General features: G+C 59.6%; 20 protein-coding genes. 11 read left to right on the top strand and 9 right to left on the bottom strand.

Going from position 1 to position 23,626, the window contains the following annotated elements; all coding sequences use genetic code 11:
- Positions 1-52 precede the first annotated feature (52 nt).
- From WLY71_RS10935 to WLY71_RS10925, 3 genes are all read right to left on the bottom strand, one after another.
- Positions 53-406, bottom strand: a complete 354-nt coding sequence (locus WLY71_RS10935) for a hypothetical protein (RefSeq protein ID WP_347803552.1) — start codon at positions 404-406, stop codon at positions 53-55.
- A 213-nt stretch (positions 407-619) separates the two neighbouring features.
- A complete protein-coding gene (locus WLY71_RS10930) occupies positions 620-811 on the bottom strand; it encodes a hypothetical protein (protein ID WP_347803551.1) in 192 nt (63 codons plus the stop codon).
- 14 nt (positions 812-825) lie between these two features.
- Positions 826-2,142, bottom strand: a complete 1,317-nt coding sequence (locus tag WLY71_RS10925; RefSeq protein ID WP_347803550.1) for a phospholipase — start codon at positions 2,140-2,142, stop codon at positions 826-828.
- Positions 2,143-2,380: 238 nt separating this feature from the next.
- Between WLY71_RS10925 and kdgD the strand changes: the two genes are divergently transcribed.
- The 5 genes from kdgD (at position 2,381) to WLY71_RS10900 (ending at position 9,018) form a co-directional block, all read left to right on the top strand.
- Positions 2,381-3,292, top strand: coding sequence for a 5-dehydro-4-deoxyglucarate dehydratase (gene kdgD, locus WLY71_RS10920; protein WP_347803549.1), 912 nt, complete (start codon positions 2,381-2,383; stop codon positions 3,290-3,292).
- Between the two features lie 72 nt (positions 3,293-3,364).
- Entirely contained in the window at positions 3,365-4,810 is a 1,446-nt protein-coding gene (locus WLY71_RS10915; protein WP_347803548.1) for an aldehyde dehydrogenase family protein, read from the top strand.
- A 182-nt stretch (positions 4,811-4,992) separates the two neighbouring features.
- On the top strand, positions 4,993-6,354 hold the full coding sequence (locus WLY71_RS10910; RefSeq protein ID WP_347803547.1) for an MFS transporter: 1,362 nt from the start codon (positions 4,993-4,995) through the stop codon (positions 6,352-6,354).
- A gap of 11 nt (positions 6,355-6,365) precedes the next feature.
- Positions 6,366-7,919, top strand: a complete 1,554-nt coding sequence (garD, locus tag WLY71_RS10905) for a galactarate dehydratase (RefSeq protein ID WP_347803546.1) — start codon at positions 6,366-6,368, stop codon at positions 7,917-7,919.
- Between the two features lie 157 nt (positions 7,920-8,076).
- A complete protein-coding gene (locus WLY71_RS10900; RefSeq protein ID WP_347803545.1) occupies positions 8,077-9,018 on the top strand; it encodes an AEC family transporter in 942 nt (313 codons plus the stop codon).
- A gap of 129 nt (positions 9,019-9,147) precedes the next feature.
- On the opposite strand, the gene WLY71_RS10895 is transcribed toward WLY71_RS10900, so the two are convergent.
- The 6 genes from WLY71_RS10895 to gatC all read right to left on the bottom strand — a co-directional run bounded on the left by WLY71_RS10895 (position 9,148) and on the right by gatC (position 14,372).
- A complete protein-coding gene (locus WLY71_RS10895; RefSeq protein WP_123365263.1) occupies positions 9,148-9,528 on the bottom strand; it encodes a carboxymuconolactone decarboxylase family protein in 381 nt (126 codons plus the stop codon).
- On the bottom strand, positions 9,525-10,586 hold the full coding sequence (locus tag WLY71_RS10890; protein ID WP_347803544.1) for a calcium/sodium antiporter: 1,062 nt from the start codon (positions 10,584-10,586) through the stop codon (positions 9,525-9,527). The genes WLY71_RS10895 and WLY71_RS10890 overlap by 4 nt, the downstream gene beginning before the upstream one ends.
- Before the next feature lie 50 nt (positions 10,587-10,636).
- Positions 10,637-11,011: a septal ring lytic transglycosylase RlpA family protein gene (locus tag WLY71_RS10885; RefSeq protein ID WP_347803543.1), complete on the bottom strand. Its 375-nt coding sequence runs from the start codon at positions 11,009-11,011 to the stop codon at positions 10,637-10,639.
- A 149-nt stretch (positions 11,012-11,160) separates the two neighbouring features.
- On the bottom strand, positions 11,161-12,606 hold the full coding sequence (gatB, locus tag WLY71_RS10880; RefSeq protein WP_347803542.1) for an Asp-tRNA(Asn)/Glu-tRNA(Gln) amidotransferase subunit GatB: 1,446 nt from the start codon (positions 12,604-12,606) through the stop codon (positions 11,161-11,163).
- 10 nt (positions 12,607-12,616) lie between these two features.
- Entirely contained in the window at positions 12,617-14,068 is a 1,452-nt protein-coding gene (gatA, locus tag WLY71_RS10875) for an Asp-tRNA(Asn)/Glu-tRNA(Gln) amidotransferase subunit GatA (protein ID WP_129438508.1), read from the bottom strand.
- A 16-nt stretch (positions 14,069-14,084) separates the two neighbouring features.
- A complete protein-coding gene (gene gatC, locus WLY71_RS10870; protein ID WP_008026876.1) occupies positions 14,085-14,372 on the bottom strand; it encodes an Asp-tRNA(Asn)/Glu-tRNA(Gln) amidotransferase subunit GatC in 288 nt (95 codons plus the stop codon).
- Between the two features lie 214 nt (positions 14,373-14,586).
- Here gatC and mreB point away from each other — a divergent pair, with 214 nt between their 5' ends.
- The 6 genes from mreB to WLY71_RS10840 all read left to right on the top strand — a co-directional run bounded on the left by mreB (position 14,587) and on the right by WLY71_RS10840 (position 23,452).
- Positions 14,587-15,624, top strand: coding sequence for a rod shape-determining protein MreB (gene mreB / locus WLY71_RS10865; protein ID WP_002555108.1), 1,038 nt, complete (start codon positions 14,587-14,589; stop codon positions 15,622-15,624).
- A gap of 143 nt (positions 15,625-15,767) precedes the next feature.
- Positions 15,768-16,922, top strand: a complete 1,155-nt coding sequence (mreC, locus tag WLY71_RS10860) for a rod shape-determining protein MreC (protein ID WP_347803557.1) — start codon at positions 15,768-15,770, stop codon at positions 16,920-16,922.
- Positions 16,922-17,413 (top strand): rod shape-determining protein MreD, encoded by a 492-nt coding sequence (gene mreD / locus WLY71_RS10855; protein WP_347803541.1) that lies wholly within the window; start codon positions 16,922-16,924, stop codon positions 17,411-17,413. Before mreC ends, mreD begins: the two co-directional genes overlap by 1 nt.
- Positions 17,414-17,461: 48 nt before the next feature.
- The gene (locus WLY71_RS10850; RefSeq protein ID WP_347803540.1) at positions 17,462-18,058 is read left to right on the top strand and encodes a Maf family protein; all 597 of its coding nucleotides are present in this window, start codon (positions 17,462-17,464) and stop codon (positions 18,056-18,058) included.
- Positions 18,059-18,115: 57 nt separating this feature from the next.
- Entirely contained in the window at positions 18,116-19,573 is a 1,458-nt protein-coding gene (gene rng, locus WLY71_RS10845) for a ribonuclease G (RefSeq protein WP_033058026.1), read from the top strand.
- Between the two features lie 75 nt (positions 19,574-19,648).
- On the top strand, positions 19,649-23,452 hold the full coding sequence (locus WLY71_RS10840; RefSeq protein ID WP_347803539.1) for a YhdP family protein: 3,804 nt from the start codon (positions 19,649-19,651) through the stop codon (positions 23,450-23,452).
- Positions 23,453-23,626: the final 174 nt, after the last annotated feature.

Raw genomic sequence — 23,626 nt, 5'->3', positions numbered from 1 at the left:
GAGCGGCTGCGCCATGTGCATGAAGAGGCAGAGGCGCAGCGCTGATTGCGGTTTATGGTTTTAGTTGAACAACCAGATCAGCGGAATGAGCCTGATTACCAGAGGCACTGGTTACGCTGTATTGCAGTTTAGCGGTGGCGTCTAAAACTAGACCTTTCGCAAATGTTTCTTTCGGAATAGAGAAAGTGACGGGTTTTCCCACCGAGGCTTGCGTCAGTGCGATCAAACCGACCCAAGTATTGCCGGTTGAAGTTTGTACCGTGAATTCAACATTGTCGCCTGCTGCAGCATACGGATATGGCCAAACCACACCATGTGCCGGGTCAATCAGGTTATGAACGTAAAGTACCCCTTCGACGGCTTCTTTAAGCACCGGTGCTTCGAGGGCTTTCAGTTGTGCAGTCATGATCAAAATCCTTTTAACGTTTTATCAAACCGTTTGAATAGGCGCGAATGCAGTGCTGCGTTGGCGGAGCCGGTTCGTTAACCCCGGAACCATTTAGGCCGCAGCGACAGTTGTTCGGCTACTGTCATAAATGACAGTGCCGACGAGTGGTGGGTGAAATGGGCTGAGTAATGAGATCGTTCCCACGCTCTGGGAACGATCAGGTGCGGGGAATCAGCCGGTCCTGAGAATCGAACGATCCACTCTCACGGCCCACTCAGAAGCCCCAGCTTTGGCATCGAATGTCACATGCCCATGCTCATCAACTACCGCCCGAGCAATCGGCACTCCCTTGGCCAACAACTCCAACGGCGCCCCCTTCAGCGATTGGCCCGAGGCCAATTCCAGTTTCAATTTGATAGTCATCATCGATCTCCTTATCAGGCAACGTTGCCAGTCGGTTTGTAATCCTTGAGCAGCAAATAAGTGCTCCAGCCCCACCAGTCGTCCACGGTGGCGGTGTCGTTCAGGTTGTTGACGTCCTTGCGCCGCAGCACCTTGTTGCCCTCGACCCTGAACAGCGGCGAGAAGTTGCTCGCCGAGTTCAATACTGCTTGCAGATCAGGCATCTTTTTCAAGGCGCCGAAATTGGCGGCCGACGGTGCGATTCCACTGAGATAAGCCGCGAACACTTCATCCGCCGACACCTGAACCGCCTGATTCACCTGGGTGCGATTGGCGCTGGAGAGGCCGTCGAAGTAGCGTTTGTCCCCATACGCGCGCCATTGATCGCCGTTGCCATTGCGCACATTGAGGCCGAACTTGCTGTCTTCGTCGTGCATGAAACGCGTGATCAACGAACCCAGATCGCTGGGTGTAACCACCGCTGCCAATTGCTTGCGCGGCACTCGCAGGTGGCCGGCGGAAAACAGGTCGGTCAGGTAGTGATCGGCAAAAGCGTTCATCGCATAGGCCAGCTCCAACTGCTTTTCATCGCCGCTGGTGTGGGCCAGAACCGCTTGTTGCACCGCTGCGGTGTGCCCGGCGATATAGGCCAGCAGCGCCCATTCGGCGAAGTGATCGGCATTGTTGGCGGCCAGTTTCAGGTAGCGGCCAAATGGGAACAACGCCGAGACGACACTGCCGCCGCCGGTGATCTTGTTCCACTCTTCCGACAACGTATCACCGAGGGCGTCATAGGCTTCGTGAGGTTGTTTACCGTCCTTGATCGCCTGCTTGATCGCGGCGATTTCCTTTTGCATGACACCGAGGATCAGCTTGGCCTCGGCGTTAGAAGCAGGCAGTACGGCCAGCGAGTTAAAGGCGTTGGTAAAGCGCTGGATTCGGTCGGCGCCTGTCGCGCCTTCGCTTATCGGTTGATCGGGAATTCCATAGAAATCACCCCCCAGCGCAACGACCTGGCCATAGGTCAGCGCTAGCCCATTGGGTAAATGCAGCTCCACCTGTGAAGCCGGGATAGCAGGTGCGTCCTTGATGAAACGCAGCAGTGTGCTGTCGCCGATAGAGGTGTGTTCGCCACCCTCGAACCTCAGCTGTGGCTTGCCTTTCAGGGCTTTACCGGGGGCTGTGGTCAGCGACGCGGGAAGGGCAGGCGCAGAGTTGTGATGATCAGCAATCTGCAAGCCCACGTGTTGGTTTTCCTCAATGAGAGGGATGCCATGTTCGGTAAAAAGATCATCCAGTTCGGCAATGACCTGTTTTGGTTTTTCCTTCGGTTGTGCGTGTAGACCTGACATTTCTATCTCCTTGATATGTCGTCGGTACGATCAAAAAATAACTGTATGTATATACAGTTATCTGGATCATAGATGAGAAATTTCCTACGTCAAGAAAATACCTTTCCGACTCAAATTCTGCGGTTGGCGATGAAATGCAGTTGACGGTTGTTATTTAAGTTGTGCGATGACCTACAACTTCGGCGAAGGCTGAACGGTTTTCTCACACACATACGTCGCTACCCAGGGTGTTCGAATAATGAATCCACAAGAACTGAAGTCCATCCTCTCTTCCGGTCTGCTGTCTTTCCCGGTTACCGATTTCAATGCTCAGGGCGACTTCCATCGCGCGGGCTATATCAAACGTCTTGAATGGCTGGCCCCATTCGGCGCCTCGGCATTGTTCGCCGCGGGCGGCACCGGTGAGTTCTTCTCTCTGGCGGCCAGCGAATATTCGGAAATCATCAAGACTGCCGTCGACACCTGCGAAACCAGCGTGCCGATTCTGGCCGGCGTTGGCGGTTCGACTCGTCAAGCCATCGAATACGCACAGGAAGCCGAGCGTCTGGGCGCCAAAGGCCTGTTGTTGCTGCCGCACTACCTGACCGAAGCCAGCCAGGACGGCGTTGCGGCCCACGTTGAAGCTGTGTGCAAATCGGTAAAAATCGGCGTGGTGGTTTACAACCGCAACGTCTGCCGCCTGACCGCGCCACTGCTGGAACGTCTGGCCGAGCGCTGCCCGAACCTGATCGGCTACAAGGATGGCCTGGGCGATATCGAGTTGATGGTGTCGATCCGTCGCCGCCTCGGTGATCGCTTCAGCTACCTGGGCGGTTTGCCGACCGCCGAAGTCTACGCCGCAGCCTACAAGGCACTGGGCGTACCGGTTTACTCCTCGGCGGTGTTCAACTTCATCCCGAAGACCGCGATGGATTTCTACCACGCCATTGCCCGCGAAGATCACGCCACCGTTGGCAAGATCATCGACGACTTCTTCCTGCCGTACCTGGACATCCGCAACCGCAAAGCCGGTTACGCGGTGAGCATCGTCAAGGCCGGGGCAAAAATTGCAGGCTATGACGCAGGTCCTGTGCGTGCGCCGCTGACTGATCTGCTGCCAGAAGAGTACGAAGCTCTGGCCGCGCTGATCGACAAGCAAGGCGCGCAATAACAACCGATTAAACAAGGCCGCTGAGTGATTAGCGGCTTTTTGTGTGAGGACTTCTTTTTAAGGGGAAGGTCTGTGACTGATTCAAAGCGTTTCGATAACTACATCGGTGGCCAATGGGTTGCCGGCGCCGACTACTCCACCAACATCAACCCGTCGGAGTTGACCGACACCATCGGTGAATACGCCAAGGCCGATCTGGCCCAGGTTCACGCCGCCATCGACGCCGCTCGCGCCGCGTTCCCGGCGTGGTCCACTTCGGGCATTCAGGCTCGCCACGATTCGCTGGATAAAGTCGGCAGCGAAATCCTCGCCCGCCGCGAAGAGCTCGGCACCTTGCTGGCTCGGGAAGAGGGCAAGACTCTGCCCGAAGCCATCGGCGAAGTGACCCGCGCCGGCAACATTTTCAAGTTCTTCGCCGGTGAATGCCTACGCCTGTCCGGCGACTATCTGCCGTCGGTGCGTCCGGGTGTGAACGTCGAAGTGACTCGCGAAGCGCTGGGCGTGGTCGGTCTGATCACACCATGGAACTTCCCGATCGCGATCCCAGCGTGGAAAATCGCCCCGGCCCTGGCCTACGGCAACTGCGTCGTGCTGAAACCGGCCGATCTGGTGCCGGGTTGCGCCTGGGCGCTGGCTGAAATCATTTCCCGCGCAGGCTTCCCCGCCGGCGTGTTCAACCTGGTGATGGGCAGCGGTCGAGTGGTTGGCGATGCGCTGGTTCAGAGCCCGAAAGTCGACGGCATCAGCTTCACCGGTTCCGTGGGCGTCGGTCGTCAGATCGCGGTCAGCTGCGTGTCGCGCCAGGCCAAGGTTCAACTGGAAATGGGCGGCAAGAACCCGCAGATCATTCTCGACGACGCCGACCTCAAGCAAGCGGTCGAGCTGTCGGTGCAGAGCGCGTTCTACTCCACCGGCCAGCGTTGCACGGCATCGAGCCGCTTTATCGTCACCGCCGGGATTCACGACAAGTTCGTCGAAGCCGTGGCCGAGCGCATGAAGTCGATCAAGGTCGGTCACGCGCTGAAAACCGGCACCGACATTGGTCCGGTGGTTTCCCAGGCTCAGCTTGAACAAGACATGAAGTACATCGACATCGGCCAGTCCGAAGGTGCACGTCTGGTCAGCGGCGGTGGTCTGGTGACTTGCGACACCGAAGGTTACTACCTCGCGCCAACCCTGTTTGCCGACAGCGAAGCCGCGATGCGTATCAGCCGTGAAGAAATCTTTGGCCCGGTGGCCAACGTTGTTCGCGTTGCCGATTACGAAGCAGCGCTGGCCATGGCCAACGACACCGAATTCGGCCTGTCGGCGGGCATCGCCACCACGTCGTTGAAGTACGCCAACCACTTCAAGCGCCACTCCCAGGCCGGGATGGTGATGGTCAACCTGCCGACGGCGGGCGTGGATTACCACGTTCCATTCGGTGGGCGTAAAGGTTCATCCTATGGCTCCCGCGAGCAAGGTCGCTACGCGCAAGAGTTCTACACCGTGGTGAAGACCAGCTACATCGGCTCCTGATACATCGCGGTGTCCGGCTCAACCGAACACCGCAACCCCCTGTAGGAGCTGTCGAGTGCAACGAGGCTGCGATCTTTGCTTTTAAAGATCAAAAGATCGCAGCCTCGTTGCACTCGACAGCTCCTACAGGGAATGCACCCGTTTCACCCGCGCATAAAAATAATCAGTGGGAGTACATCTACATGCAAGCGACCAAACCGACCCATGTCCGCTATTTGATTTTGCTCATGCTTTTTCTGGTGACCACGATCAACTATGCCGACCGGGCTACCATCGCCATCGCGGGCTCCAGCCTGCAAAAAGACCTCGGCATCGACGCGGTCACCCTCGGTTACATCTTCTCTGCATTCGGTTGGGCCTACGTGGCCGGGCAAATTCCCGGTGGCTGGTTGCTGGACCGTTTCGGCTCGAAAAAAATCTACGCGCTCAGCATCTTCACCTGGTCGCTGTTCACCGTGCTGCAGGGCTATGTCGGTGAGTTCGGCATGTCCACGGCGGTGGTTGCGCTGTTCATGCTGCGCTTCCTGGTGGGCCTGGCCGAAGCGCCATCCTTCCCCGGTAACGCACGCATTGTGGCGGCCTGGTTCCCGACCGCTGAACGCGGTACGGCGTCTGCGATTTTCAACTCGGCGCAATACTTCGCCACGGTGCTGTTTGCGCCGCTGATGGGTTGGATCGTTTACAGCTTCGGCTGGCAGCACGTGTTCATCGTCATGGGGGTGATCGGCATCATCTTCTCGGGGATCTGGCTGAAGGTGATCTACAGCCCGCGCCAGCACCCGATGATCAACGACGCCGAGTTCAAGCACATCGCCGATAACGGCGGCATGGTCGACATGGACCAGGACAAAGGCAAAAAGGTCGACGGTCCGAAGTGGGACTACATCCGCCAGTTGCTGACCAACCGCATGATGCTCGGCGTGTATCTGGGCCAATACTGCATCAACGGCATCACCTACTTCTTCCTGACCTGGTTCCCGGTGTACCTGGTGCAAGAGCGCGGCATGACCATCCTCAAGGCCGGTTTCATCGCCTCGTTGCCGGCGATCTGCGGCTTCATTGGTGGCGTGCTCGGCGGCGTGATTTCCGACTACCTGCTGCGCAAAGGCCATTCCCTGACCTTCGCCCGCAAGGCGCCGATCATTGCTGGCTTGCTGGTCTCCAGCAGCATCGTGGCCTGTAACTACGTGGACGTTGAATGGATGGTTGTCGGCTTCATGGCCTTGGCATTCTTTGGCAAAGGCGTGGGTGCGCTGGGTTGGGCCGTGGTGTCTGACACCTCGCCAAAACAGATAGCCGGTCTCAGTGGTGGTCTGTTCAACACCTTCGGCAACATCGCTTCGATCACCACGCCGATTGTCATCGGCTACATCATCAGCTCCACTGGTTCGTTCAAATGGGCGCTAGTGTTTGTCGGTTGCAACGCCCTGGTGGCGGTATTCAGCTACCTGGTGATCGTGGGTCCGATCAAACGTGTGGTACTCAAGGAGCCGCCCGTCAGCGGTCCTGAAACCAATAACAAATTGTCTCAAGCGCATTCCTGAGGAGCGGCGTCATGCAGTTGATTGAACATTCCGACTCGCCGCGCTACATCCGCCTGCACGAGCGGGACAACGTCGTGATCGTGGTCAATGACCAAGGCGTCCCGGCCGGTACCGAGTTCCCGGATGGCCTGGTGACGGTGGACTTCGTGCCGCAGAGCCACAAGGTCACCCTCGAGGACATTCCCGTGGGTGGCCAGGTGATTCGTTACGGCCAGACCATCGGCTACGCGTTGCAGCCGATTCCGCGCGGCAGCTGGGTAAAGGAAGATCAACTGCGCATGCCCACCGCGCCACCGCTGGACAGCTTGCCGCTGTCCACCGAAGTGCCGGCAGCGCAGGCACCGCTGGAAGGCTTCACGTTCGAGGGTTATCGCAACGCCGACGGCACCGTCGGCACGCGCAACATTCTCGGGATTACCACGACTGTTCAGTGTGTCACTGGCGTGCTGGACCATGCGGTCAAGCGCATCAAGGACGAGTTGCTGCCCAAGTATCCGCACGTCGATGACGTAGTCGCGCTGACCCACAGTTACGGCTGTGGTGTAGCGATTACCGCGACTGACGCGTACATCCCGATCCGCACGGTGCGCAACCTCGCGCGCAACCCGAACCTGGGTGGCGAGGCGCTGGTGATCAGCCTGGGCTGCGAGAAATTGCAGGCCGGGCAGGTGATGCACGAGAACGACAGCTCGGTGGATTTGAGTGATCCGTGGTTGTACCGCTTGCAGGATTCCAGTCACGGTTTCACCGAGATGATCGAGCAGATCATGGCGTTGGCCGAAACCCGTTTGAAGAAGCTCGATCAGCGTCGCCGGGAAACCGTGCCGGCGTCCGAGCTGATTCTGGGCATGCAGTGCGGCGGCAGCGATGCGTTTTCCGGCATCACCGCCAACCCGGCGTTGGGTTATGCCTCGGACCTGTTATTGCGCGCAGGTGCGACGGTGATGTTTTCCGAAGTCACCGAAGTGCGCGACGCGATTTACCTGCTGACTTCCCGCGCAGAGACTGAGGAAGTTGCTCAGGAACTGGTGCGGGAAATGGATTGGTACGACCGTTACCTGGCCAAGGGCGAAGCGGATCGCAGCGCCAACACCACGCCGGGGAACAAGAAGGGCGGGTTGTCGAACATTGTCGAGAAGTCCCTGGGCTCGATCGTCAAATCCGGCAGCAGCGCAATCAACGGGGTGCTGGGTCCTGGTGAGCGGTTCAAGCGCAAAGGCCTGATTTTCTGTGCGACCCCGGCCAGTGACTTTGTCTGCGGGACGTTGCAATTGGCGGCGGGGATGAACCTGCATGTGTTCACTACCGGGCGTGGCACGCCGTATGGTTTGGCGATGGCACCGGTGGTGAAGGTGTCGACCCGGACCGAGCTGGCGCAGCGCTGGCCGGACTTGATCGACATCGATGCCGGACGGATTGCGACCGGGCGCGCCTCGATTGAAGACCTTGGCTGGGAGTTGTTTCACTACTACCTGGATGTGGCTTGTGGGAAGCAGCAGACGTGGGCGGAGAAGCACAGGCTGCATAACGACATTACCTTGTTCAACCCTGCGCCCATCACTTAAGACCGAGTCGCCTGCATCGCGAGCAAGCTCGCTCCCACAGGTTCAGCGCAATCCTTGTGGGAGCGGGCTTGCTCGCGAAGGCGGCCGACCAGACGGCGAAGGACCGGGTGGCTTATCATTAGCCCCCTAACGACGCTCACCCAAGGTTACCCCCGGCATGCTGGCTATCTTCCTCGAAACCCTGAACATCACCGCGCCGGTGTTTGCCATGCTGTTTCTGGGTGTGCTGCTCAAACGCATCGACTGGATCAACGACAACTTCATCCACACTGCGTCGGCCCTGGTGTTTAACGTCACCATGCCGGCGTTGCTGTTTCTGGGCATCCTGCATGCCGACCTGCACGCCGCGTTGCAACCGGCGCTGCTGATCTATTTCTCGCTGGCGACGCTGGTGTGTTTTGCCATCGCCTGGGGCTGGGCGATCTGGAAGTGCCCGCGGGAAGACCGGGGGATCTACACCCAGGGCGCCTTTCGCGGCAATAACGGGGTGATCGGCCTCGCGTTGGCGGCAAGCATGTACGGCGACTACGGGATATCCCTCGGTGCGATTCTCGCGGCGTTGGTCATCCTGTTTTACAACACGCTCTCGACCATCGTGCTGGCGGTGTACAGCCCGGTGATCAAGTCCGACCCCTGGAGTATCTGCAAAAGTGTGATGGTCAATCCGCTGATCATCAGCGTGTTTGCGGCGGCGCCGTTTGCCTACTTCCAGATCAGCTTGCCGGGATGGCTTGAGAAGTCCGGCCAATACCTGGCGCAAACCACCCTGCCATTGGCGCTGATCTGCATTGGCGGCACGCTGTCGCTGGCGGCCCTGCGCAAAAGCGGCAACATGGCGCTGAGTTCAAGCCTGGTGAAGATGATCGGCCTGCCGGTGCTGGCGACACTGGGGGCGTGGCTCTGGGGCTTTCGTGGTGCGGAGTTGGGGATTCTGTTTCTGTACTTCGGCAGCCCGACCGCCGCGGCCAGTTTTGTCATGGCCCGTCAGGCCAATGGCAATCATGAACTGGCGGCAGCGATCATCGTGATCACCACGTTGATGGCAGCGGTCACCACCAACATCGGAATCTTCCTGTTGCAGTGGGGCGGGTGGATTTAGCTTCAAGATTTGCGGTGTTTTGAAGGGCCTCATCGCGGGCAAGCCCGCACACACATTTGGAATGCATTCCCCTGTGGGAGCGGGCTTGCCCGCGATGGCGTTGGACCTGCCACCGTAAATGCCGGCGACTTACTCCGGCTTCTGGTAAGTATCGATCACTTCCTGCGCCGCGCGAAACGCATCGATGGCCGCCGGTACACCGGCATACACCGCGCAATGCAGCAGCGCTTCACGAATCTCTTCCACGGTGCAGCCATTGTTCAGCGCGCCGCGCACGTGACCTTTCAATTCCTGCGGGCACTTCAATGCGGTCAGCGCGGCGAGGGTGATCAGGCTGCGGGTTTTCAATGGCAAACCTTCGCGGTTCCAGACGCTGCCCCAGGCGTGCTCGTTGACGAAATCCTGCAGCGGTTGAGTGAACTCGGTGGCATTGCCCAGCGCACGGTCGACGAAGGCGTCGCCCATTACTTGGCGGCGTACTTCAACCCCAGGCTTTTTATCATCGGTCATGGCAATTCCTTATTGTGGTGTTGGCGACGCCAGGCGCGCAGCGACGTGAACAGCAAAAACGCCATCAGCGCCGGCAGGACAAAAAACAGCATCAGGTGTTCAAGCTTGCCGGCCAGCGGCATGCCGGTGGTGAATGACACCACGTGCAGACCGTAAGCCAGATACAAGCCCAAAAACAGCAGACCTTCGGCGCGGGTCACCCGGTAACCGGAATAGAACACCGGCAGGCACAACACCGCGACGCCGAGCATCACCGGCAAGTCAAAATCCAGGGCGTTGGGCGATACCGACAGCGGTGTCGGAGCGATCAACGCGGTGAAACCCAGCACGCCCAAGAGATTGAACAGGTTGCTGCCGATCACGTTGCCCACGGCGATGTCGCGTTGACCGCGCAAGGCGGCGATCAATGAGGTGGCCAGTTCCGGCAGGGAGGTGCTGACAGCGACAATGGTCAGGCCGATGATCCGCTCCGACAACCCCAGATCGGTCGCGACCGAAACCGCCGCGCCCAGCAGCAGGTGCCCGGCGTAGACCAGCATCGCCAATCCCGTGACGATCATCAGCAGACTGCTGAGCCAGGGCGCTTGCGGGACTTCGTGGGTCGTCGATTGCGGGCGGGCCGAGTGTCGCGACTGGCGCAGCAGCAGGCCCAGATACAGCGCCAGTGCCGCGAGCAGCATCACGCCATCGGCGCGGGTCAGTTCTTCGTTCCACGCCAATACGAACACCAGCAGGCTGGCGCCGATCATCAGCGGAATATCCAGGCGCACCAGTTGCCGTGAAACCCGCAGCGGGATGATCAGCGCCGAGAGCCCGAGTGTGACGAGGATGTTGAAGATGCTACTGCCGATCACGCTGCCGACGGCGATGTCGGCGTTCTGCGCCAGGGTGGCTTGCAGGCTGACTGCCATCTGCGGTGCGCTGCTGCCGAGGGCGACGATGGTCAGGCCGATAATCAGCGGTCGTACATGCAGGCGCGCGGCGAGGCGCACGGCGGCGCGCACCATCAGCTCGGCGCCGGCGATCAGCAACAGCAGGCCACTGAGCAATTCAATCACGCTGATCAGGGGTAAATCGGCAAGTCCGAAAATGGTCAGCGCTCCGTCTATCAGTCGTCGAGGGCTTGCACGCGAACCTTCGCGGTGCCGCTTCTGAGCATACCCAGTTGTTCGGCCGCTTCATGTGAAACATCGATCAGGCGCCCACGGGTGTGCGGCCCGCGATCGTTGATGCGAACCACGCAGGACTTGTCGTTGTTCAGATTGGTGACCTTCACCCGCGTGCCAAAGGGCAACTGGCGATGGGCGGCGGTCAGGGAATTCTTGTTGAAACGCTCGCCACTGGCGGTGCGTTTACCTTGGTGTTTGGCGCCGTAATACGAGGCAACGCCGGTCTTGTCGTAGCCGTGTGGATCAACAACATCCGTGCTGGCGCAACCGGCCAGCAGAGAGAGCAGGGCGCAGGCACTGAACAGACGTTTCATAAAAAAGTGTTCCCGAAACAAATGTGGGAGCGAGCCTGCTCGCGATGGCGGACTGTCAGTCACATCAATGTTGGATGTGCCGCCGTCATCGCGAGCAAGCTCGCTCCCACAGGGGGTAGAGCCAGTTTTGAGTGCTGGCTCCATGCTCATCAGCCTTCGAGCTTGCTTTTCAGCAGTTCGTTAACCTGTTGCGGGTTGGCCTTGCCTTTGGAGGCTTTCATCGCCTGGCCGACGAAGAAGCCGAACATCTTGCCGCGTTTGGCTTCGTCTGCCGCGCGATATTGTTCAACCTGTTCGGCATTGGCCGCGAGCATTTCGTCCAACACTGCCGAGATCGCGCCCGTGTCGGTCACTTGCTTCAGGCCGCGCTTGTCGATGATCTCGTCCGCGCTGCCTTCGCCGTTGGCCATCGCTTCAAACACAACCTTGGCGATTTTGCCGGAGATAGTGTTGTCGGTGATGCGCAGCAGCATGCCGCCCAGTTGTTCGGCCGAGACCGGCGACTGATCGATGTCCAGGCCCTGTTTGTTCAACAGGCTGCCCAATTCAACCATCACCCAGTTGGCCGCCAGCTTGGCGTCGCCGCCGATGCTCACGACTTTCTCGAAGTAATCGGCTTGCTCGCGGCTGGTGGCCAGGACGCTGGCGTCGTAGACCGACAGACCGAACTGCGCCTGGAAGCGCTCGCGTTTCTGCGGTGGCAATTCCGGCAAGGTGGCGCGCACGTCGTCGAGGAACGAGTCTTCGATGACCACCGGCAGCAGGTCCGGATCGGGGAAGTAACGGTAGTCGTTGGCTTCCTCTTTGCTGCGCATCGGACGGGTTTCGTCCTTGTTCGGATCGTACAGACGGGTTTGCTGGATCACCCTGCCGCCGTCTTCGATCAGCTCGATCTGACGCTGCACTTCGGTGTTGATCGCCTTCTCGATGAAACGGAACGAGTTGACGTTCTTGATCTCGCAGCGCGTGCCGAATTCAACCTGGCCTTTCGGACGGATCGACACGTTGCAGTCACAACGCAGCGAACCTTCGGCCATGTTGCCGTCGCAAATGCCCAGATAGCGGACCATCGCGTGGACAGCCTTGACGTAAGCCACGGCTTCCTTGGCACTGCGCATGTCCGGCTCGGAAACGATTTCCAGCAGCGGCGTGCCGGCGCGGTTCAGGTCGATGCCGGTGGCGCCGCTGAATTCTTCGTGCAGGCTTTTACCGGCGTCTTCTTCCAGGTGCGCGCGGGTGATGCCGACGCGTTTGACCGTGCCGTCTTCCAGCGCGATGTCCAGGTGGCCTTTGCCAACGATCGGCAATTCCATCTGGCTGATCTGGTAGCCCTTCGGCAGGTCCGGGTAGAAATAGTTTTTACGGGCGAACACGTTGTGCTGACCGATCTCGGCATCGATGGCCAGACCGAACATCACCGCCATGCGCACTGCTTCCTGGTTCAGCACCGGCAATACGCCAGGCATACCGAGGTCAATCAGGCTGGCCTGGGTGTTCGGCTCGGAACCGAAGGTGGTGGAGCTACCGGAAAAGATTTTCGACCGGGTGGTGAGCTGGGTGTGAATCTCCAGCCCGATCACGACTTCCCATTGCATGTGTTTCTCCTCAGAAGCCGGTTGGGGTGCGGGTGTGCCAGTCAGTGTTGAGCTGATACTGGTGGGCAACGTTCAACAGGCGACCTTCCTGGAAATACGGGGCGAGCAATTGCACGCCGACCGGCAGGCCGTCGACAAAACCTGCCGGCATGGACAAGCCCGGCAGACCGGCGAGGTTGGCGGTGATGGTGTAGACGTCTTCCAGGTACGCAGCAACCGGGTCGCTGCTCTTGGCGCCAAGCTTCCAGGCCGGGTTTGGTGTGGTTGGGCCGAGGATGATGTCGACCTCATTGAAGGCAGCCATGAAGTCGTTCTTCACCAAACGGCGAATCTTCTGCGCCTTCAGGTAGTAAGCGTCGTAGTAACCGGCGGACAACGCGTAGGCGCCGACCATGATCCGGCGCTGCACTTCCGGGCCGAAACCTTCGCCACGGGAACGCTTGTACAGGTCTTCCAGGTTTTTCGGGTCTTCGCAGCGATAACCGAAACGCACGCCGTCGAAACGCGACAGGTTGGAAGACGCTTCTGCCGGGGCGATCACGTAGTACGCAGGGATCGCGTGTTGCATGTTCGGCAGGCTGATTTCCTTGACCACGGCACCGAGCTTTTCCAGCTCCTTGACGCTGTTGTGGATCAGCTCGGCAATGCGCGGGTCGAGACCGGCGCTGAAATACTCTTTAGGAACGCCGATGCGCAGGCCTTGCAGCGAACCGTTGAGGCCGGCGCTGTAATCCGGCACGGGCTCGTCGATGCTGGTGGAGTCTTGCGGGTCGAAACCGGCCATGCCTTGCAGCAGGATTGCGCAGTCTTCGGCCGTGCGCGCCAATGGGCCGCCCTGATCGAGACTGGAGGCGTAGGCGATCATGCCCCAGCGGGAAACGCGACCGTACGTCGGTTTCAGACCGGTCAGGTTGGTAAACGCGGCCGGCTGGCGGATCGAGCCGCCGGTGTCGGTCGCAGTGGCGGCCGGCAACAGGCGAGCGGCAACGGCCGCGGCCGAACCACCGGACGAACCGCCGGGCACGTGTTCCAGGTTCCACGGGTTTTTCACTGCGCCGTAGTAGCTCGACTCGTTGGCCGAACCCATGGCGAATTCGTCCATGTTGGTCTTGCCCAGCGTCACGGCACCAGCGGCGGCCAGCTTGGCAACGACAGTGGCGTCGTACGGTGCTTTAAAGTTGTCGAGCATCTTCGAGCCGCAGCTGGTGCGGATGCCTTGGGTGCAGAACAGGTCTTTGTGGGCGATCGGCGCACCAAGCAGGGCGCCGCTCTCACCATTGGCCCGGCGTGCGTCAGCGGCTTTCGCCTGCTGGAGCGCCAGGTCTTCGGTGAGGCTGATGAAACTGTTGAGCTGCGGATCGAGCTGGGCGATACGCGCCAGCAGGGTTTTGGTCAGCTCTTCGGAAGAAAACTTTTTATCGGCGAGACCGCGGGCGATCTCGGCCAGAGTCAATTGATGCATTGCAGGCTCTTTCCCTTTAGTCGATGACTTTCGGAACCAGGTACAGGCCGTTTTCGACCGCTGGTGCGATGGACTGATAGGCCTCGCGATGATTGGTCTCGGTCACGACGTCTGCACGCAGGCGCTGGCTGGCTTCCAGTGGGTGGGCGAGCGGCTCGATACCATCGGTATTGACCGCCTGCATTTCGTCGACCAGCCCCAGAATGCTGTTCAGGGCCGAAGTGATGTGTGGAAGATCGGCATCATTAAGGCCAAGACAGGCCAGATGAGCGATTTTTTCCACGTCGGAGCGTTCAAGCGTCATGGGATTCTCCAGTGGAAGGAAAACAGAACGGATGCTATCCGTGTGTTAGATTGTCGGAACACTACCGCATTTCTACGGTCATAAGGCCGCGATTGTGGGGGTTGGTGCACAGAAAAGCGGCCAATTTAACATATTGGCGCCTTGCCCAAAATCCCTGTCGTTGTTAGAGTTTGCCGCACTTTTTTACCCACGCGTTGCCTAGGGTCCCTTTCCCATGTTCAAGAAACTGCGTGGCATGTTTTCCAGCGATCTTTCCATTGACCTGGGCACTGCCAACACCCTTATTTACGTGCGCGAGCGCGGTATCGTCCTGAATGAGCCCTCGGTTGTGGCTATTCGGACACACGGTAACCAGAAAAGTGTCGTTGCTGTCGGCACCGAGGCCAAGCGCATGCTCGGCCGTACGCCGGGCAACATTGCTGCCATTCGTCCGATGAAGGATGGCGTGATCGCCGACTTCAGCGTTTGCGAAAAGATGCTGCAGTACTTTATCAACAAGGTTCACGAAAACAGCTTCCTGCAGCCTAGCCCTCGCGTGCTGATCTGCGTTCCGTGCAAATCCACCCAGGTTGAGCGTCGTGCCATCCGTGAGTCGGCCCTCGGTGCCGGTGCCCGTGAAGTGTTCCTGATCGAAGAGCCAATGGCGGCTGCGATCGGTGCCGGCTTGCCGGTTGAAGAAGCTCGCGGCTCGATGGTTGTCGATATCGGTGGTGGTACCACTGAAATCGCGCTGATCTCCCTGAACGGTGTGGTTTACGCCGAGTCCGTACGGGTTGGCGGCGACCGCTTCGACGAAGCGATCATCACTTACGTGCGTCGCAACTACGGCAGCCTGATCGGCGAATCCACTGCCGAGCGCATCAAGCAGGAAATCGGTACTGCCTACCCGGGCGGCGAAGTTCGCGAAGTCGACGTTCGTGGCCGTAACCTGGCCGAAGGCGTTCCACGCGCATTCACCCTGAACTCCAATGAAGTGCTGGAAGCTCTGCAAGAGTCCCTGGCCACCATCGTTCAGGCTGTGAAGAGTGCTCTGGAGCAATCGCCTCCGGAACTGGCTTCCGATATCGCCGAGCGTGGTCTGGTACTGACCGGTGGTGGCGCTTTGTTGCGTGACCTCGACAAGTTGCTGGCCCAGGAAACCGGTCTGCCGGTGATCGTTGCCGAAGATCCGCTGACGTGCGTTGCTCGCGGCGGTGGCCGTGCATTGGAAATGATGGATAAACACACCATGGACCTGCTGTCGAGCGAGTGATCTCGCCCGACGCATCTATGCTGTTGAGCGCGCAGGCAGCACTTTGCAGTGCTGCCTGTTGGCGTTTATCTTCTGTCAGTCTGCATCCAGGCCGGTTTGATGCCGTATGAATAAAGAGAACATTTGCCTGGGAGGAGCGGCTTATTAAACCGCTTTTCACCAAAGGGCCTTCACTGGGCGTGCGCTTGTTGGTGCTGGTCGTGCTATCGGTCGCGCTGATGGTGGTCGATGCCCGCTTCACACTGCTCAAGCCAGTGCGTAGCCAAATGTCGCTGGTACTGATGCAGTCTTACTGGATCACCGACCTGCCACAGCGGCTATGGCAGGGTGTGGCCAGCCAGTTTGGCAGCCGTACCGAGCTCGTCGCCGAAAACGAAAAACTCAAAACCGAAAACCTGCTGTTGCAGGGCCGCATGCAAAAGCTTGCCGCCCTCACCGAGCAGAACGTTCGGCTGCGCGAGTTGCTCAATTCCTCCGCGCTGGTGAACGAGAAGGTCGAAGTGGCCGAGCTGATCGGCATGGACCCCAACCCCTTCACCCACCGCATCATCATCAATAAAGGTGAGCGCGACGGTGTGGTCCTCGGTCAGCCGGTGCTCGATGCCCGTGGCCTGATGGGCCAGGTGGTCGAGTTGATGCCGTACACCTCTCGTGTGCTGTTGCTGACTGACACCACTCACAGCATTCCGGTGCAGGTGAACCGCAACGGTCTACGGGCGATTGCCAGCGGCACCGGCAACCCGGAACGCCTGGAGCTGCGTCACGTAGCCGATACCGCCGACATTAAAGAAGGCGATCTGCTGGTCAGCTCCGGTCTGGGGCAGCGGTTCCCGGCGGGTTACCCGGTAGCGACGGTCAAGGAAGTGATTCACGATTCCGGTCAGCCGTTCGCTATTGTGCGTGCCGTGCCGACCGCCGCCTTGAACCGCAGCCGTTACCTGTTGCTGGTGTTCACCGACGGCCGCACAGCCGAAGAGCGCGCCAACGAAGCTGCCCAGGCTCAAGAAGCCTTGGACCAGCACGGTGGTGGACCGATCATTCCAGCGACAGTACCAAAACCTGCCATTGTCCCGGCTGCTGTTGCTGCGCCGGCGATTCCGGTAGCGCCGACGGCTGCCCCTGCTGCCATAACCCCGGCCAAACCTGCGGCAAATCCCGCTCCTGCGAAACCTGCCGCCAGCAAGCCGCCCGCGACGCAACCTGCGGCCGCTAAACCGCCGGCCACGCAACCCGCTGCCGTGAAGCCTGCAGCCAAACCGCCTGTCTCTGCGCCGGCTACCACTGGGGGACGAGAATAATGGTTGGTGCTACTGCCTCCCGAAACGGCTGGATGGTCTGGCTGACGTTCGCCATAGGCATGCTGCTCAGCGTTTCGCCGCTGCCGCAATTCATGGAAATCCTCCGTCCACTGTGGCTGGCCTTGCTGCTGGCATTCTGGGCGTTAGCCATGCCGCAGAAAGTCGGGATGGTCACCGCGTGGAGCCTGGGCCTGGCCGAAGACGTGCTTTATGGCACGCTGCTGGGCCAGAACGCATTGATCCTGACGCTTATCACGTACCTGGTGCTGGCGCTGCAACAGCGCCTGCGCATGTTCCCGATGTGGCAACAGAGCCTGGTAATCCTGGTGATCTTCGGCCTCGCGCAGCTTGTTCAATTATGGCTCAGTGCCCTGACCGGTAATCGTCAGCCGACGCTGGCGCTGGTCTTGCCGGCACTGGTCAGCGCATTGCTCTGGCCGTGGATCAGTTACGGTTTGCGCGGTTTGCGTCGACGCTACAAAATCAATTAATTCGGTCCGGCATTTGCCCGCACCGGCACTAGACAAGGAGAGGTCTTGATGAAACAGCTGTACCTCGCCTCAGGCTCGCCGCGTCGGCGTGAACTGCTCACGCAGATCGGCGTGCCGTTCTCCGCCATCAGTGCGGACATCGATGAAACCCCTTTAGAAAATGAATCCCCGTCGGCCTATGTCGAGCGCCTGGCGTGCGGCAAAGCCGAGGCCGGGCGTGGGACCGTCGTGTCCGCCGCAGATTTTTGCGTGCTGGGCGCCGACACCGCCGTGGTGCTGGACGGAAAAATTCTCGGCAAGCCGGTTGATGAAGCGCAAGCGTGCGCCATGCTTATGATGTTGTCCGGGTGTGAACATGAAGTCCTGACGGCGATTGCGGTGCGAGAGGGTGAGCGTTGCGAGTCTCGGGTCGTGCGCAGTCTGGTGCGTTTTCGCAACATCAGTCGCGATGAAGCGGTGGCCTACTGGGCCAGCGGCGAGCCGCAGGACAAGGCCGGCGGCTACGGCATTCAGGGGCTCGGCGCGGTGTTTGTCGCCGGGCTCAATGGCAGTTACTCGGCGGTGGTCGGGTTACCGCTGTGCGAAACCGCTGAGCTGCTTGGCCATTTCGGCATACCCTGTTGGCAAACCCTTAACGCGCGTTGAGCGTCGTACTGACAAGATGCGGCCATTATCGTGAACATGCCTGAACGAGACCCTGCCATGAGTGAAGAGATCCTGATCAACATCACGCCGATGGAATCGCGCGTGGCGGTGGTTGAAAACGGTGTTCTGCAAGAGGTCCACGTCGAGCGCACGCAAAAGCGCGGGATCGTCGGCAACATCTATAAAGGCAAGGTCGTGCGGGTATTGCCCGGCATGCAGGCCGCTTTCGTCGACATCGGTCTGGACCGCGCCGCGTTCATTCATGCCTCGGAAATTTCCCTGCGCGAAGGCCCGGCGGTCGAGAGCATCAGCGCTCTGGTTCATGAAGGCCAGAGCCTGGTGGTGCAAGTGACCAAGGACCCGATCGGCTCAAAAGGCGCGCGCCTGACGACTCAGTTGTCGATTCCATCGCGTTATCTGGTGTACATGCCGCGCACTGCACACGTCGGCATTTCGTTGAAGATTGAAGACGAAGCCGAGCGCGAACGTCTCAAACAAGTGGTCACTGATTGCGTGGCCAAAGAAGGCATCCAAGAGGCCGGTGGCTTCATCCTGCGTACCGCTGCCGAAGGTGCCGGTGCCGATGAAATCCTCATGGACATCCGCTACTTGCGTCGTCTCTGGGATCAGATCAACGAGCAGATCAAAACCATCAGCGCGCCGAGTGTGATCTACGAAGACCTCGGCCTGGCGCTGCGCACCTTGCGTGATCTGGTGAGCCCGAAGATCGAGAAGATCCGCATCGACTCCCGGGAAACCTTCCAGAAAACCACACAGTTCGTCGCCGAACTGATGCCGGAAATCGCCGATCGTCTTGAGCATTACCCGGGTGAGCGGCCGATTTTCGACCTGTACGGCGTCGAAGACGAAATCCAGAAAGCCCTGGAGCGCAAAGTCCCGCTGAAGTCCGGCGGTTACCTGGTGGTCGATCCGGCGGAAGCCATGAGCACCATCGACGTCAACACCGGGGCGTTCGTCGGTCATCGCAACCTCGAAGAAACCATTTTCAAGACCAACCTCGAAGCCGCGACTGCCATTGCTCGCCAGCTGCGCCTGCGCAACCTGGGCGGGATCATCATCATCGACTTCATCGACATGGAAGATGAAGAGCACCAGCGTCAGGTGCTGCGCACACTCGAGAAGCAACTGGAGCGCGATCACGCCAAGACCAACATCATCGGCATCACCGAGTTGGGCCTGGTGCAGATGACTCGCAAGCGCACCCGTGAAAGTCTTGAACAAGTGCTGTGCGAGCCGTGCAGCAGCTGTCAGGGCCGCGGCAAGCTCAAGACGCCGGAAACCGTTTGCTACGAGATTTTCCGCGAAATCCTCCGAGAAGCTCGCGCCTATCAGGCGGAAGGCTATCGTGTATTGGCAAACCAGAAAGTGGTCGACCGTTTGCTCGATGAAGAATCGGGCAATGTCGCCGAGCTCGAAGGTTTTATCGGACGCACCATCCGGTTCCAGGTGGAAACCATGTATTCCCAGGAACAATACGACGTGGTGCTGCTCTGAATCGCTGTCTTTTACCCGTACTAGAACGGCTGGCCTCAGCTTTTTGCAGTATTTTTGCCATGGGAGCCAACTGACATGGAACGTCTGACACGCATTTTGGCCGCACTGACCCGCTGGGGTTTGGGGCTGTGTGCGTTGGTATTGGTGTTGATGGCCTTGTACGTCAGCCTCGGACGAGAGCTGACGCCGCTGGTGGCCGAGTACCGTGCCGAAGTCGAATCCAAAGCCAGCGCTGCCTTGGGTATGCCGCTGAATATCGGCGAACTGGAAGGCAACTGGAGCGGTTTTGCTCCGATTATGCTGGCTCACGACGTGATGGTTGGCGAGGGCGCCAATGCCTTGCGTCTGGATCAGGTGCGCGCGGTGCCGGATCTTTGGGCCAGTCTGATGGCTCGTGAAGTGCGCATCGCTCACCTGGAACTCAGCGGTCTGAAGGTCAGCCTCAAGGAAAGCGAGGACGGGACTTGGGCGCTGGAAGGTTTACCTGTTCAGCAGGATCAGCCGCTGGATCCCGAGCAATTGCTCACTCGCATGCAGATGGTTCAACAACTGTCGGTGCTTGATAGCCAGGTTACTTTGCAGCCACTGCAAGAGCAGCCTCTAACCCTGACTTACGTCGGGCTGAATCTGAAAACCGGCGTCTCCCGCCAGCGACTCGACGCCCGTTTGACCCTGCCCGACGGACAACCGGTGGCTATCAGTCTGCGTACCCGTCTGCGCGCCAGTGAATGGAAAGACGGCGAGGCCGAAGCTTATTTGAGCCTGCCGCAAAGCGACTGGTCGAAATGGTTGCCTGAGCGCCTGACCCAACAATGGAATTTTTCCGAGTTCAAGGCCGGCGGCGAGCTTTGGGTGAACTGGAACAAGGGCGCCCTGCAAAGTGCTGCGATTCGCTTGAACGCGCCGCAACTCAAGGGCGCGTACGCCGAGCGCAAGCCGATCCAGATCAACAATCTGGCGCTCAATGGCTATTTCCAGCGCAGTTCCGAAGGCGTCCTGATCACCCTGGACTCGCTGGCCATGACCCTCGGCGAGACCCGTTGGGAATCGCATCTGCAACTCAAACAAAACGCGGCGACCGACAAGACTGAAGAGCTATGGCATCTGCAAGCCGACCGCCTCGATCTCACCCCGATCACCCCGATTCTGAATGCCTTGGGGCCGCTGCCCGAAGGCATTGCCACCGCCGTCGAGCGACTCAAAGTGACCGGTGGCCTGCGCAACGTACTGATCGACTTCCGGCCCAATGCAACCGACGACAGCAAATTCAGCTTTGCCGCCAACCTGGATCGGGTCGGCTTCGATGCCTATCACGGCGCTCCGGCGGCGCGAAATGTCAGTGGCAGCATCAGTGGTGATCTGGGCGGTGGCGAGCTGCGCATGGACAGCAAGGATTTTTCCCTGCACCTGGACCCGATCTTCGCCAAGCCATGGCAGTACATTCAGGCCAATGCCCGGCTGACCTGGAAGCTCGATAAAGAAGCCTTCACCTTGATCGCGCCGTACCTGAAGGTGCTGGGCGAGGAGGGCAAGATTGCCGGCGACTTTCTGATCCGCCTGCATTTCGACCACACCCAGGAAGACTACATGGACCTGCGGGTCGGTCTGGTGGACGGCGACGGTCGATACACCGCCAAGTATTTGCCGACAATGCTCAGCCCGGGGCTGGACGAATGGCTGCGTACGGCGATTCTCAAAGGTGCGGTGGACGAAGGCTTCTTCCAGTACCAGGGTTCGCTGAACCATGGGGCCGCCGAGACTGCCCGCAGCATCAGCCTGTTCTTCAAGGTTCACGACGCCGAACTGGCCTTCCAGCCAGGCTGGCCACCTGTCAGCAACGTCACGGGTGACGTGTTTGTTGAAGACAGCGGTGTGCGGGTCCTGGCCAGTAAGGGTCAACTGCTCAATACCCAGGTCAGCGACATTTACGTCAATATTCCCCACGCGCCAGCGGGGCAAAACGTCCATCTGTTCCTCGACGGCGGATTCGCCGGCGGGTTGGGCGATGGCCTGAAGATTCTCCAGGAAGCGCCGATCGGCACCGCAGCCACCTTTGCCGGTTGGGAAGGCGAGGGCGATCTGCGGGGCAAACTGAAACTGGACATTCCATTGGTCAAAGGCGAGCAGCCGAAGATCCTAGTCGACTTCAAGACCGCCAAGGCCCGTCTGAAACTGGCCGAGCCAACCCTGGAGCTGACTCAGCTCAAGGGTGATTTCCGTTTCGACAGCACCAAGGGTTTGAGCGGGCAAAACATCACCGCGCGCGCCTTCGATAAACCGGTTACTGCACAGATTTTCGCCGATGGCGGCCCCGGCAACCTCAAGACTCGCGTCGCCGCCTCGGGCCAGGTCGAGGTCAAGAAACTGACTGACTGGCTGAGTGTGACTCAGCCGTTGCCAGTGTCCGGTGTGATCCCTTATCAGCTGCAACTGAACCTTGATGGGGCCGACAGTCAATTGATGGTCAGCTCCAACCTCAAGGGCGTAGCAATCGATTTGCCGGCGCCGTTCGGCATGGCGCCCGACGTCGGCCGCGACACCACGTTCCGCATGACCCTGCAGGGGGCCGAGCGGCGCTACTGGGTCAACTACGGTGAGCTGGCGAACTTCACGTTTGCGGCGCCGGCCGGCAACTTTGCCGACGGTCGTGGCGAGTTGTTCCTGGGGGGCGGTAATGCCGTGCTACCCGGCGCCAAAGGCCTGCGGGTGCGCGGTGTGCTGTCGGAACTGGATGTCCGCCCCTGGAAGGACCTGCTAGACAAGTACGCCGGCCAGGATCCGGGCGGCAACGCCAAACAGTTGCTCAGCAGCGCGGACTTCAAGGTCGGAAAACTCAGCGGGATCGGTACCACGCTCGATCAGGCGTCGGTGCAGTTGAACCGAAAACCTGCCGCGTGGGCCTTGCAACTCGACAGCCAGCAGGTCAAGGGCAGCGCCAGCATCCCCGATGCGAAAGGCGCGCCGATTGCGATCAACCTGCAATACGTGCGTTTACCAGCGCCAGACCCGGCGGTCCTGGCCGACGAAAACGCGCCAGATCCGCTGGCCTCGGTGGATCCGACGAAGATCCCGGCGCTGGATATCACCATCAATCAGCTGTTCCAGGGCAAGGACCTCGTCGGGGCCTGGTATCTGAAAGTCCGTCCGACCGCCAAGGGCATTGCGTTTAATACGCTGGATCTGGGCCTCAAGGGCATTCTCCTGCAGGGCAGCGGCGGTTGGGAAGGCATGCCCGGTTCCAGCAGCAGTTGGTACAAGGGCCGGATCAGCGGCAAGAATCTCGCCGATGTACTGAAGGGCTGGGGCTTTGCGCCGAGTGTCACCAGTGAAGAATTTCATATGGATGTCGATGGTCGCTGGCCCGGTTCGCCGGCCTGGCTGGCCACCAAGCGCTTCTCTGGAACCCTCGATGCTTCACTGAATAAAGGCCGGTTTGTTGAGGTCGAGGGCAGCGCCCAGGCGTTGCGCGTGTTTGGCTTGCTGAACTTCAACTCCATCGGCCGCCGGCTGCGTCTGGACTTCTCCGACCTGTTCGGCAAGGGCTTGAGTTATGACCGGGTCAAAGGCCTGCTGGTCGCGACCAATGGTGTATACGTGACGCGTGAGCCGATCCGGCTGACCGGTCCGTCGAGTAACATCGAACTCAACGGGACGCTGGACCTGGTGGGCGATAAGGTCGATGCCAAGTTGCTGGTGACGTTGCCTGTGACCAACAACCTGCCGATTGCCGCGCTGATCGTCGGTGCACCGGCTATCGGCGGCGCGCTGTTCCTGATCGATAAGCTGATCGGTGACCGTGTGGCGCGTTTCGCCAGCGTCCGATACACCGTCAAGGGGCCGTGGAAAGAGCCGAAAATCACCTTCGACAAGCCTTTTTGACAACGCCACGCCTCAGGCCGATGGAGTAGCATGGCCGTAAGTCCCCTGTAGGAGCTGACGAGTGAAACGAGGCTGCGATCTTTTGATTTTGCCTTTTAAGATCAAGATCAAAAGATCGCAGCCTCGTTTCACTCGTCAGCTCCTACAGGTATGTGTTGATTCCAGATCAGGAAA

Origin of the sequence: Pseudomonas rossensis, assembly GCF_039888995.1 — a bacterium.
GTDB classification, from domain to species: Bacteria; Pseudomonadota; Gammaproteobacteria; order Pseudomonadales; family Pseudomonadaceae; genus Aquipseudomonas; species Aquipseudomonas rossensis.
Note: the sequence above shows the minus strand (reverse complement) of the source record. Positions and strands in the feature narration are given on the sequence as shown.